The organism is Brumimicrobium glaciale, assembly GCF_004152935.1.
GTDB classification, from domain to species: Bacteria; Bacteroidota; Bacteroidia; order Flavobacteriales_D; family Crocinitomicaceae; genus Brumimicrobium; species Brumimicrobium glaciale.
Window position 1 is genome coordinate 115,096 of sequence record NZ_SETE01000006.1, and the last position, 12,642, is coordinate 127,737.

10 protein-coding genes are annotated in these 12,642 nt (G+C 33.2%); 6 read left to right on the top strand and 4 right to left on the bottom strand.

Going from position 1 to position 12,642, the window contains the following annotated elements; all coding sequences use genetic code 11:
- Nucleotides 1-40 precede the first annotated feature (40 nt).
- Nucleotides 41-1,363 carry a 1-acyl-sn-glycerol-3-phosphate acyltransferase gene (locus ERX46_RS13975; RefSeq protein WP_130094497.1) on the top strand — a complete coding sequence of 441 codons (1,323 nt, stop codon included), beginning with the start codon at nt 41-43 and terminating at the stop codon, nt 1,361-1,363.
- A 419-nt stretch (nt 1,364-1,782) separates the two neighbouring features.
- On the opposite strand, the gene ERX46_RS13980 is transcribed toward ERX46_RS13975, so the two are convergent.
- The 4 genes from ERX46_RS13980 to hpt are packed head-to-tail and all read right to left on the bottom strand — an operon-like array spanning nt 1,783 to nt 4,494.
- On the bottom strand, nt 1,783-2,367 hold the full coding sequence (locus ERX46_RS13980; RefSeq protein ID WP_130094498.1) for a phosphatase PAP2 family protein: 585 nt from the start codon (nt 2,365-2,367) through the stop codon (nt 1,783-1,785).
- Nucleotides 2,360-3,352, bottom strand: a complete 993-nt coding sequence (gene obgE, locus ERX46_RS13985) for a GTPase ObgE (RefSeq protein WP_130094499.1) — start codon at nt 3,350-3,352, stop codon at nt 2,360-2,362. The genes ERX46_RS13980 and obgE overlap by 8 nt, the downstream gene beginning before the upstream one ends.
- Nucleotides 3,353-3,356: 4 nt before the next feature.
- Nucleotides 3,357-3,935, bottom strand: coding sequence for an adenylate kinase (locus ERX46_RS17845; protein WP_130094500.1), 579 nt, complete (start codon nt 3,933-3,935; stop codon nt 3,357-3,359).
- Nucleotides 3,936-3,942: 7 nt separating this feature from the next.
- The gene (hpt, locus tag ERX46_RS17850; protein WP_317127200.1) at nt 3,943-4,494 is read right to left on the bottom strand and encodes a hypoxanthine phosphoribosyltransferase; all 552 of its coding nucleotides are present in this window, start codon (nt 4,492-4,494) and stop codon (nt 3,943-3,945) included.
- Nucleotides 4,495-4,602: 108 nt separating this feature from the next.
- Between hpt and ERX46_RS14000 the strand changes: the two genes are divergently transcribed.
- The 5 genes from ERX46_RS14000 to ERX46_RS14015 all read left to right on the top strand — a co-directional run bounded on the left by ERX46_RS14000 (nt 4,603) and on the right by ERX46_RS14015 (nt 12,631).
- Complete coding sequence (locus tag ERX46_RS14000; protein WP_207214181.1) at nt 4,603-5,754, top strand: 5-(carboxyamino)imidazole ribonucleotide synthase; 1,152 nt, start codon at nt 4,603-4,605, stop codon at nt 5,752-5,754.
- A gap of 61 nt (nt 5,755-5,815) precedes the next feature.
- Entirely contained in the window at nt 5,816-10,141 is a 4,326-nt protein-coding gene (locus ERX46_RS14005) for a SpoIIE family protein phosphatase (RefSeq protein ID WP_130094502.1), read from the top strand.
- Between the two features lie 77 nt (nt 10,142-10,218).
- The gene (locus ERX46_RS14010; protein ID WP_130094503.1) at nt 10,219-11,487 is read left to right on the top strand and encodes a DUF2851 family protein; all 1,269 of its coding nucleotides are present in this window, start codon (nt 10,219-10,221) and stop codon (nt 11,485-11,487) included.
- Between the two features lie 2 nt (nt 11,488-11,489).
- Nucleotides 11,490-11,726 carry a PspC family transcriptional regulator gene (locus ERX46_RS17605; protein WP_207214182.1) on the top strand — a complete coding sequence of 79 codons (237 nt, stop codon included), beginning with the start codon at nt 11,490-11,492 and terminating at the stop codon, nt 11,724-11,726.
- The gene (locus ERX46_RS14015; RefSeq protein ID WP_130094504.1) at nt 11,723-12,631 is read left to right on the top strand and encodes an SDR family oxidoreductase; all 909 of its coding nucleotides are present in this window, start codon (nt 11,723-11,725) and stop codon (nt 12,629-12,631) included. The genes ERX46_RS17605 and ERX46_RS14015 overlap by 4 nt, the downstream gene beginning before the upstream one ends.
- The last annotated feature ends 11 nt before the right edge of the window (nt 12,632-12,642 follow it).

Here is a 12,642-nt window from a genome sequence, read left to right on the forward strand (position 1 = left end):
GTTTAATTTTGCAACTCATTTTACTGTTAAATAATAAACTATGAGGGTACTGTACTTTCTAATGAGTTACATTTTGAAAATCACCATTTGGGTTTATTATCCAAGGTTTAAAAATGTCAACAAACCAAAAAAACGATTTTCAAGAACAATATTCATGAGTAATCATGCTGCTTCATTTATGGACCCTTTAACTATCGTGGGGAGTCAACCACCCATTATATTTTTCATGACAAGATCTGATATTTTCAAGCCTTATCTAAAACCAATACTTTGGGCTTCGCATATGTTGCCCATCTATAGAAAGCTTGATGGTGAGGATACTAAAAAGAAAAATGAAGAGGTTTTTATAAAATGTGCTAAGATTTTAAGAGGTGGCCGTAGTTTGATTGTTTTTGCCGAAGGCTTTACGGATAATGAGTTTATACGCCGTTTAAAACCTATTAAAAAAGGGGCGGTAAGAATTGGCTTTTTATCTCTAGAAAAAATCAATTGGAAGAAGAAAATTTACCTTCAAGCTACAGGAGCAAACTATTCTGATCCTAATAAATTAGGAAGTGATTGTGTTGTCTCAAATGGAGATCCCGTTTGTTTAAACGATTACAGAAAAGCTTATGAGAAGGATCCTAATAAAACTATTTTAGATTTAACATTGCGCATGGAAGTAGAAATGCGCAATCAAATTACTGATGTTAGGAATGAGAAAATGGCGCCATTTCATGAGAATATAATGCGCATTACGAGAAAAGGAATGAATGCTGTAGATTCAGATTTTAGAATTCCGTTATTAGAAAGATGGGAATACTCTAAAAATCTTGCGAATTGGTTCAATGAACAACATGTAGAGAAAAACGAAATGCTCTTGGCGCTAAAAAAACGATTAGAAAATTATTTTTTATCCCAGAAACAAGAGAATATTGAAGAAACTCCATTATATAATGTGCTCTCAAATAATAGAAGAGAAGGAAGAGATCGTTTGTTTTTGATAACCATTTTTCCTTTCATGCTATTAGGAATGATTCACTGTTTTCTTCCTTACTATTATATTAAATCATTCGTAGAAAAATCGTTCAAGAGAAAAGTGTTTTGGAGTAGCGTGAAAATGCTGCTTGGCTTAGTTGCAATTGCTTTGTTTAATGTTCCGATAATTATTTTAATAGTAATGTCGTTTCAAATCCCTACTGTAATAGGTGTTCTTTATTTCGTTACTGTCTTGCCTATTTGTGGGTTGTTGGCTTACCGGTGGTTTGAAGTAAACAAGAAGCATAAGAAAATGAAAGTCTTGTCAAAAATGAATGTTTCTGAACTTGGTTTAGAAAGAAGCCGTATTCATGACGAAATTATAAGATTGATTCCCGTTGCTTAATAGGAGTAGAGGGGTGAGTGTAGCCTGCCAAATGAAGTCAAATTTTTAATAAACTATTGCATTTTACCACTATTTTAATGGAGACATTAAATAATTCAGCCAATCAAAATATTTAGTTGTTTTATGGGTTTGAATCTTTGTAATGAATATACTTAGGTCCATCCTTAGGGCATGTCGTCCTCTTGGTCCTAGAGTTATAGGTACCTAAATAACAGTAGTTTTTGTGGTATTATTGAAAATGGTTTGAAATTTATTTTGACTTGAAACAAGTTCACTCGTTCTATCGATTAGTTTATCTCGATTTGAAAAACAAATATTTAATTCTAATATCTTCCATTAAACAATGGTCGAACTAACTATGATAACCAATAAGGTAATAGTATTTGTGCTTCCAAGAATTTCTGTTTTGCAAAAATAGATTATACAGTCTTTAAAATCGTCTTTCTATATATCCAATGGAACAATAACGCAATTCCTGATCCCCATAATGCTCCGCCTATTATATCCGTAGGATAATGAACGCCAAGATACATTCTGCTGTAACAAACGATTAACGCCCAGAATAATAATATAGGAGTAATGAATTTTATTTTAGGTTTCAATTGCTGAATAAACATTACGGCAATTACAAATGAATTTGTTGCATGACCAGATATAAATCCATATTGACCGCCTTTGTAAAATTCACTAGGTTTCATTTCATAGAAGCGCAGTTTTTCTCCCAACGTTAAATGATGCGAAGGTCGATAACGCATAAAAGTGTGCTTAAAACCAAAATTAGCTGTAAAATCAGCAAGTCCGACCGCCGCGAAGCCAAATACAGTAAACCACAAAGCATGTTTTAGTGAGTATTTCAAATAAACAAGAACGAAAAGTAGAAGGTAAAAAGGAAACCAAATGAATTTATCACTAATCCACCACATTAACCAATCTAAAAAAGGAGAATGTGTACTGTTAATACTTATAAGTATTGTTTGCTCAATTTCCTTTAACCATTCAATCATGATCCAATGTATTCCAAATTAAATCTTTTAATTCATTCAGGTTTTGTCTTGCAACTGAAGAAATAAATATTGTTTTTAAATCAGGAAGTTGTTTTTTAATTTCTTCCATTAATTCTTCATCCAACATGTCTGATTTTGAAATAGCTAAAATTCTTTCTTTATCTAATAATTGTGGATTATATTGTCTTAGTTCATTCGATAATATTTCATATTCCTTAGCGATATCATCACTGTCTGCTGGAACAAGAAATAACAATAGAGAATTACGTTCAATGTGTCTCAAGAATCTTAATCCTAGACCTTTCCCTTCGTGAGCACCTTCGATAATTCCTGGGATATCCGCCATTACAAATGAGCGATTTCCACGGTAATCAACAATTCCTAAATTAGGTCGAAGTGTTGTAAATGGATAGTTAGCAATTTCTGGTTTTGCAGCAGAAAGAACAGAAAGTAAAGTACTTTTTCCAGCATTAGGGAAACCTACAAGACCAACGTCTGCAAGCACCTTTAATTCTAAAATTGTCCAGCCTTCTACTTCGTCTTCTCCTGGTTGTGCATAGTCAGGAGATCTATTGGTAGAACTTTTGAAATGCGTGTTTCCACGTCCACCTTTACCCCCTTTTCTTACAATTTCTTCTTGTCCATGTTCATCAATTTCAAAAAGAATTTCGTTGGTTTCCGAATCTCTAACGATAGTACCAACTGGCACATCAATATAAGCATCGTCTCCCTCTCCTCCAGTTCTTTGTTGACCTCCACCACCTTTACCGTGATCGGCTTTGGTGTGCTTCTGAAATTTCAGGTGCAGTAAGGTCCACATTTGTTTGTTTCCTCGAATGATAACATGCCCACCGCGACCACCATCACCACCATCAGGACCTCCTTTTGGGATGTGACGTTCTCTTCTCATGTGACGAGAACCTGCACCTCCTTTTCCTGAGCGGCAAAATATTTTTACGTAATCTACAAAGTTATCTGAGGCCATTCAATTAATCTTTAAGGGATTCTATTGTTTTTATAATTTCATTCGTAATCTCGTCAATTCCACCTAATCCATTGATTTTATGAAATTTATTTTGCTTACTATAGAAAACCTTTACAGGTGCAGTTTCATTATTATAAACTGAAATTCTATTTGCAATAATTTCTGGGTTGGCGTCGTCTGTTCGACCAGAATCGATTGCTCTTTTACGCAATCTTTCTTTTAATTCGTTTTCTGGAACTTCCAATGCAATCATTCCAGCGATTCTTTCTCCTTTATCTGCTAAAAATGCATCTAAAGCTTCTGCTTGTGGCTTAGTTCTTGGGAAGCCATCAAAAATAAAACCTTTTGGGCTTACATGTTTGTTGACTTCAGACTTTAGCATGTTGATCGTTACTTCATCAGGAACCAATTGTCCTTTGTCAATATATGATTTAGCTAATGTTCCTAATTCTGTTTTATTTCCAATATTAAATCTGAAAATATCGCCTGTTGAAAGGTGAATTAATCCGTATTTACTAATAATATTTGCTGACTGTGTACCCTTTCCAGCTCCTGGAGGTCCAAATAATACTAAATTTAACATATTGTCTTTATTCTTTTATCTGATAAATGTCTCTTGTATTCCTGCCTAACTCTAAATAGTCTAAACCATATCCAACAATAAATTTGTTTGGAATCTCTAAACCAACATATTTTGGAGGGTATTTCCCCTTAAATGCATCGGGCTTATATAAAAGTGTAGCAACCTCAACTGATTTAGGCGAGTTGTGGTCTATCATCGAATATAATTTACTTAAAGTAAGTCCTGAATCTACTATATCCTCTAAAATAACCACGTGTTTGTCTTTGATGTCTGTGGTCAATCCAATTAATTCATGAACTTTCCCAGTACTTGAAGTGCCTTTATAAGACGTCACTTTAACAAATGATATTTCACATTCTAAATTAATGTCCTTCATAAGGTCAGCAGCAAACATAAATGCACCATTTAAAACACCCACGAAAATTATCTCCTCGCCTTTGTAATCAGTGTTTATTCGCGCTGCTACTTTTTGTATAGACTTTTGAATTTCATTTTCAGAAATGTATAGTTCGAACTTCTTATCTTTTATTTGCACCTTTTCTAAATTTGTACTTTCCACAAAGATAATATTTTTAAAACATTTTTATTGTTCCTAAAGTTTTTTATGAAACAAGTATTATTCTCCAAAAGGCTTCTGTATCTTCGCATTGATTTTGAAAACTAGATTATGATGAAAAAACAGTGGTACGGAGAAGCATTTAAATTAGGTGTTTTAGGTGGTGGTCAGCTAGGTAGAATGATGATTCAATCAGCGATGGACTATGATGTTCATATCTATGCAATGGATTCTTCAAAGTCAGCGCCATGTGGGACTTTGGCCTATGAATTTACTGAAGGGAACATCCAATCTTATGCAGATGTTATGGCTTTTGGGAAAGATAAAGATGTGCTAACAGTAGAAATTGAACACATTAATGTTGAAGCGCTCGAAGATTTAGAAAAACAAGGCGTTAAAGTTTTTCCTCAATCACGCGTTTTAAAATTAATTCAAGATAAAGGACTGCAAAAAGATTTTTATAAAGAAAATGGAATTCCAACAGCTCCTTATCATCTAATCAATGATAAATCAGAATTAAAAAATTACACCAATCGTTTACCTTTCATTCAAAAAATGAGAAAAGGTGGCTATGACGGTAAAGGTGTGACTTCAATAAAATCTATTTCTGATTTTGAAAATGCTTTTGATGTTCCTTCATTAATAGAAGAAAAAATAAATTTCACAAAGGAACTATCTGTTTTAGTTGCTAGAAATGAAAGTGGAGAGGTGAAAACTTTTCCAGTTGTAGAATGTGAATTCAGTGAAGAATTAAATTTAGTTGAATTTCTTTTTAGTCCAGCGAATATTTTACCGGAAATTGAAAATAAAGCAACTGAATTAGCAAAAGATGTTATCGAAAAACTCGATATGGTAGGACTTTTAGCTGTAGAATTGTTCTTGACTGAAGAAGGACTTTTATTGGTGAATGAAGTAGCGCCTAGGACTCACAATAGCGGTCATCATACTATTGAATGTAATTATGTTTCTCAATTTGAACAACATCTGCGTGCTATTTTGGGACTTCCATTGGGAGATACAGCAATCAAAACAGCTGGTGTTATGATTAATTTACTGGGAGATGAAAATCATGAAGGTCCTGCCAAGTATGAAGGTATGGAAGAACTCATGAAAATGCAAGGAGTTTATGTCCATTTATATGGTAAACCTACAACAAAGCCCAATCGTAAAATGGGGCATGTTACAATCACAGGAAAAGATATTGAGGAGACAAAAGTAAAAGCGCGAAATGTTCAAAACTCAATCAAAGTTGTAACGTTTTAGGTAATTATATCACTTTTCACAGTATTTTTAGTAGATTTAGGAGTTCGACTCTTTAAAGTGTATGAAACTACAAAGATTGTTGCTTCTTATATTTGTAATTGCTACCAGTTCGTTTGTATCTGTAGCTCAGTTATACACGTTTAAAAACTTCAATTATGAGGAAGGACTAAACCTAATCTCAATTCTCACAGTTGAAGAGTCTGATGATGGCTATTTGTGGTTTGGAACAGATGGTGCTGGTTTGATCCGGTATGATGGACAAGCATTTGATTATTTAGAAGATATCCAAGGTCGGAATAACCGACATGTAAATGATATTTTCTTTCATGAAAATAGAATCTTGTTTTCGACATTGTACAGAGGAGTATTCTCATTAGAAAATAATTCCATAAATCGACTTTCTTATATTGCGCGCTTAGGAAAATGTCATGCTATATTTCAACACAATAACATTCAAATTGTTCTTCAGAATAGCGGATTAAGGACTTTTAAAGATAGTTCATTGGTTCGAGAGAAATTATTCTCTCCTGTGATTCCAGATTTGCAATACTACGGAAGTTGTAGGTTAGATGAAAAATTATTGATTTTTACCTCAGGTTTAAATTATTGGGTAAAAGAAGGTGGTATTCAGGAAATGCATGATTGGCTTGGAGTGAGTAAAGATCAATTAAAAGATTTTGTAGTTGGCTATGAAGCCACTGATAGTTTACTTTTGATTGATAAGTATTTGACAAAAATATTATCCGTTCCTTTAAAAAAAGGAGCTACAGTAAATTTAGATATAACGAATATCTCTGAGCCACTACTTTTGGCTGGTGAAGAAATAGTAAAATGGGATAAAAGAAAAGAGATAATTGCTTTTATAACAAATAAAGGACGAATTGTAACTTATGATATCAACACTTCTCAATTCCACCTAATAGAGAATAATTCTAAACTTCAAATAGTTAAACCTACCAATATTTTAATTGATAGAAATAATGATATATGGGTAACGACTTCCTCAAGTGGTGCTTATCGAGTTTCTCTTGAGCCATTCACCAAACTTAGCAGTAACAAGTTATTCGCTCAACCAGAAATTTCTTTTATTGGTAAAACATTGAACAATGATTTTATAATCACAGTAAATGGAAAAGGAACTTTTATTGGCAAAGGTCCTGTTGAAACTGATTTTGTTGAAAATGCAGACATCTATTTAACTTCTAAAGATTATATAGGAGACACACTTTTAGTATCAACTAACAAAGGTGTTTACCAAATAAGAGACAAGAAACTAGAATTATATCCACCTCTTAATTTTCTAAAAGAGGAAAGAGTAAGCTTGATAAAGAATGCCTTTGGATATCTGTGGTTTTCTGTTATTAGTCAAGGACTTTTTAGGAAGGATTTAATATCAGGGAAAGTGGACAGTTTTACTACTGCTCCAGCCTATTACTATAATGGAATTATAAATAAGGATTCTACAGCACTGTATTTTGGTACCAACTTTGGCGTAATGAAATACGACCATGCAAAAGAACAACTGCTTCCTGTTCAAAGCAAAGTTAATGGGAAGACTATGGGTGCTTATGTAGGGAATTCAATAATGGACTCCTACGGAACAATTTGGTTTAGCTTTGATGAAGGTTTAATGGGGATAACAGCAGAAAAAAAGTTTGTAGCCATTACTGAAGAGCAGTTTTTACCTTCTCTACTTATTTATACTCTTAACTCCGACAAGTTTGGTCACCTTATCATCGGAAGTAATAAAGGAATAACAGTTATAAATGTCGATAAAAACGGAAAAGCCCTTTCGAGCAAAACATACAATAAGGAGAGTGGATTTTATGGACACGAAACCCACATGCGATCCTCTTTTCAATCTGCAGATGGCTCTATTCTTTTAGGAACTCTTGGCGGAGCAGTTTTAGTTCGGCCTGAATATCTTGACAGAAGGAGTAGGTTGAGTAAACCAATTATTCACTCTCTGAAAAATAAAAACATTGAGAACTTAATTGACAATAAGAATCCAGTTACAATAAATACGGAGGATAATAACTTATTAATAGAGTTTGAGAGTGTAAATACCAAATCTACTTTTGTTACGTACAGTTACAAATTAGAAGGAGCCGATGAAGAAGAGTGGGTAAATTGGTCCAATTGGTCTCCAAAGCAAGAAGCTATTTTTAATAACCTTAAAGCGGGTAGCTACATTCTGAAAGTGAAATCTTCTATTGATGGAGCAAATGAAAGTGAAGAAAGTACGATCAGTTTTGACGTTATTATTCCATTTTACAAAAACAAATGGTTCATTATAGGTGTAATCAGCATAATTGTACTGATCAATATTAGTTTTTTAGACAGTACAAAAAATTTCAATCGTGAAAATATTATCATTTCAAGAGATGTTGTGGCAAATAAGTCAACCGCTAAAAGTTTATTGGCTTTTGGTGCTGTTGCAAATACGTTAGGTCATTTATTTGCACCTCGTGTAGATGATAGTTTACAACTTCATGATTTCAGTGCAATCGTCACTGGTGCTTTGTTAATGATGCTGTTTTTAGTCGTCACTTTTGTGAAAAGTAGCTCACGGAAAGCGGGGACTTATCTTGTTATAGGGTTTCTTATTTTATTAGCTTACAATTTGATGTTTACCTATATCTCGGATATCCATCCATTTTATTTCACATCTGCATTGTTAGTCACTTTTGTTGCTCCTTATACATTGAGAAGACTGCGTTCTGCGGTAGTTGTGAGCCTGGCCATGGGAGCAGCTTCTGTTGCCATAATTTTTTTAGTTGAAGATGCAAAATTCAATCAATATCTATTTCTTATGGGAATTGCCATTGCCTGTTTCTTGATGATTTTTAAAACATATATGCGTAATAATTCCCTTGAACAATTGATTTTCGCCTCTGGAATAGTGAATAAAGGAAATGCGCTAGTAGTTGCTTTTGATAAGAATGGGAAAATATCATTTGTTAGTGAAAATATGGAATCACTTCTTGGTGTTGATGAAACGCTGAAAGGAGAGAGTATTCTACTTTTAAATGAATATCAGCCTTCCTATAATGAAATGCATAATTTTAGTGATGATCATTTAATAAGTGAGTTCAAAGAAGGCGCAATATTCGTTACTCCTTTAATTACAGAAAAAGATGAGGTTGTTTACTATCAATGGTCTTGTAAAAAGTTTTCAGAAGAACTGCGTATTATTTTAGGTCAAGATGTTACTGAAAAAATAAACCTAGAAAACTACTATGAACTTATTGTAAAAAACGCAGATGATTTAATTTTCCAAACTGATACCAATGGAAATTTCACTTTTGTAAATGAGAAATGCTGTGAAGTTTTTGAAAGATCAAAAAGTGAATTATTAGACCTTTCAATCTTGAATGTTGTAGAACCAGCCTATCAAAAAAGAGTAAGATACTTTATTGATGCTACTTTGAAAGAACGCCAAAAAGGAAAATATAAAGAGTTTCCTATTCTAACTCCAAATGGAGAAACTAAATGGTTGGGACAAAATCTATCAACTATGACCACTCCAGGTGCGGAAAATGTTGTTAAAGGATTTTTGGGATTGGCGCGAGACATAACCAGTAAAAAGAAAGCAAACTCATTAATCAAGGAGCAGAATAAAGCCATAATGGATTCGATTAATTATGCGCGTAGAATTCAATTCAATATGCTGCCCCGTTCCTCTGAATTCGCTGATTCATTTGATGAGCATTTTATATTATATAGACCAAAAGACATCGTTTCAGGAGATTTTTTCTGGCTTAAAGAAATAGGCGATAAAACAATTCTAATTCTTTCAGATTGCACAGGTCATGGAGTTCCTGGCTCATTTATGACGCTTTTAGGAATCAATATTTTAAAACAAATAGTTGAAGAAGCTAAAATTATTGATCCTGGTGAAATTTTAAATCAACTCGATGAACATTTGTCTGAATTACTTCCAAGAGATGGTCAAAATCGAATCCAAGATGGGATGGAAGTAGTCGTTTGTTCGTTCGATAAAAATAGCGAAAAAGTAGAATACGCTTTAGCGGGAGGTCGATTCTTGATAAAAGACAACAAAGAAGGAACGATGAAAGTGGTTAAAGGTCAAATTAAGCATATTGGTGATGAGCCAGTAATAAATGATTTCATCTACGATACAGAAAGTGTTACGCTCAATGAAAATCAAATTCTGTATCTCTTTACTGATGGATTCCCAGATCAATTTGGAGGAACGAAAAATAAAAAGATAACAATCAAGAAATTCCTTGCCTTGATTGATGCGATTTCGTATCAACCTATGAACGAACAAAACTCCATTCTTCAAGAATATCACAAAGAGTGGATGGGTGATTTTGAACAAACAGATGACATGACCGTAATTGGTGTACGTGGTAGAAAATGATATTTTTCTTCCTTTTAATTTGGTGATTACTCTAAATTTTCACTAACTTAATTTAGTAACCAATAAATCACCAAATCATGCAAGAAGAATATTTGCATTATCTCTGGCGTATGAAACGCCTAAATTTCAACCAATTAAAACTCACTAACGGAGCACCAGTAAGCGTTCATGAAGTCGGATGGTATAATCTCGATGCTGGACCAGATTTTTTCAATGGAACAGTTTCTATCGATGGAATTAAATGGTCTGGTAATATCGAATTACATATAAAATCCTCAGATTGGTATGCACACAAACACCATTTAGATGAGGCTTATAATAATGTTGTTTTACATGTTGTGTTCGAACATGACAAGGAAGTATTTGTTAAAGGAATCCAACTGCCAACTATTGAACTCAAAAATCAAATTGATTTAGCACACTTAAGAAATTATGAGAAAATCATTTCAAATTCTTATAAAGTTCCTTGTTCAAATGTGGTAATGGATTATAAATTGTCCTTACTTCAGCAAATAGATGTTTCCTTTCTTCACCGCATAGAAAGAAAAGGAATTGAGCTTTTGGATTTAGTGAAAATTGAGCAACGAGATAAATATTCGATTTTATTGGCAGCCATTTTACAAGCCACTGGCGGGAGAGTGAATAAATTACCAATGCAAGAATTGGCGAGTATTTTACCTTATAAGTTAATTGCAAAAGAACAATGGGACAAAACCCGATTAGAAGCACTGGTTTTTGGCTCTGCAGGCTTCCTAAATGATGAAGTTGAGGATGAATATTATCAAGAACTAAAACAAACTTGGCGTTTTCTAAAGCACAAACACCATTTGTTAGAAATGAATAAGAGCTCATGGAAGTTTAGTGGTATCCGTCCATATAGTTTTCCTACCTTAATTTTGGCCCAAATAAATGGGTTCCTTTTACAATTTGATCTTCAAAACTTATCAGATTTGAAGGCAGAACAAATTATTTCAAAAATCAATAAACTTTCAGCAACTTATATTGATGGGTATTGGGAGAATCATTTTGTATTTGGAAAACTAAGTAAAAAACGAAAGCTAAACTTCTCAAAGTTGTTCAAACAGAATTTAATCATCAATGGTTTAGTGCCTTATTTAATTTCATTAAAACATTTGTACAGTGATTTTTCATTTAGTGATATGGCAGTTGAGTTAATGGAAAAACTTCCGTCGGAGAGCAATAATGTGATCAATTATTGGAAAGAAATAGGTTTTTCACCTCAAAATGCATTAGAAAGTCAAGGATTGTTAGAATTAAACAATGAATTTTGTAATTTTAAGAAATGTTTGTCCTGTAAAGTAGGTACAGAAAATTTAGAAAAGTAATTATGCGAAAGTTTATTCAAAAAATCGTTTTTTTCTTTGAAATGCGCTCATTTGGTGTGAGTGAATGGTGGGCGAAAAAATTAGGCGTGAGAACAACTAAAGTTCGACTTTTTTTTATCTATAGTTCCTTTATTGCTTTAGGATCTCCCTTAATCATCTATTTAGGAATGGGATGGATATTAGAAAACAAACATTTTTTTGGATTACGTAAAAAAAGAAAGTCAATTTGGGAATTATGAGTAAATCAACGGAAAAAGTTTTAATAACTGGAAGTAATGGTCTGTTAGGACAGAAATTAGTAAAATATTTTCAAGAGCACAACATCGAATTCTTAGCCACTGCACCAAACGAAAATAAATTGTCTTTCTGTCCAAATAAAAATTTTGCTATTCTGGACATTACGAACATGGTGAAAATTGAAGAGGTAATCCAATCTTTTAATCCAACACATATTATTAACACTGCTGCCATGACCAACGTGGACGCTTGTGAAGAACAAGAAACGGAATGTTTTAATGTGAATGCAATAGGTGTAGCCAATATTATTGAAGAAATCGAAGGAACAGATATTCATTTAATCCAAATATCTACAGATTTCATCTTCGATGGAAAAAAGAAATTGTATGCTGAAGAAGATACGCCAAATCCATTAAGTAATTACGGTAAATCTAAATGGAGAGGTGAAGAAGTCATTTTTGAAAGCGGATACAATAATTTCACAATTCTTAGAACATCCATCGTTTATGGAGTGGGTGAAAAATTAAATAAAGGAAATATTTTTAGTTGGGCAATTAATGAATTACGAGCAGGAAAAGATTTGAATATAGTAAATGACCAATTCAGAACTCCAACTTTTGTAGATGATCTTGTTCAAGCTTGCGCAAAAGTTGTTGATTCAAACGAGTTTGGAGTTTATAATATCGCTGGAGGTGAGTTGCTTTCAATGCATGAATACATTGTCAAAGTAGCTAATTATGTAGGTGCCGATGTTAAAAAAGTTCATGCTATCACATCAGAAAAGCTCAATCAAAAGGCACAACGTCCTATTTCATCTGGGTTAGATATTGATAAAGCCAAGACTGAATTAGATTATATTCCTACTGAATTTGTTTTAAGCTTATCTAAGATAGACCTCGACAATTAAAATAATATTTT

Coding starts and splice junctions, on each gene's coding strand:
- ERX46_RS13975 (WP_130094497.1), top strand. CDS start 41: ATGAGGGTACTGTACTTTCTAATGAGTTACATTTTGAAAATCACCATT.
- ERX46_RS13980 (WP_130094498.1), bottom strand. CDS start 2,367: ATGATTGAATGGTTAAAGGAAATTGAGCAAACAATACTTATAAGTATT.
- obgE (WP_130094499.1), bottom strand. CDS start 3,352: ATGGCCTCAGATAACTTTGTAGATTACGTAAAAATATTTTGCCGCTCA.
- ERX46_RS17845 (WP_130094500.1), bottom strand. CDS start 3,935: ATGTTAAATTTAGTATTATTTGGACCTCCAGGAGCTGGAAAGGGTACA.
- ERX46_RS14000 (WP_207214181.1), top strand. CDS start 4,603: ATGATGAAAAAACAGTGGTACGGAGAAGCATTTAAATTAGGTGTTTTA.
- ERX46_RS14005 (WP_130094502.1), top strand. CDS start 5,816: ATGAAACTACAAAGATTGTTGCTTCTTATATTTGTAATTGCTACCAGT.
- ERX46_RS14010 (WP_130094503.1), top strand. CDS start 10,219: ATGCAAGAAGAATATTTGCATTATCTCTGGCGTATGAAACGCCTAAAT.
- ERX46_RS17605 (WP_207214182.1), top strand. CDS start 11,490: ATGCGAAAGTTTATTCAAAAAATCGTTTTTTTCTTTGAAATGCGCTCA.
- ERX46_RS14015 (WP_130094504.1), top strand. CDS start 11,723: ATGAGTAAATCAACGGAAAAAGTTTTAATAACTGGAAGTAATGGTCTG.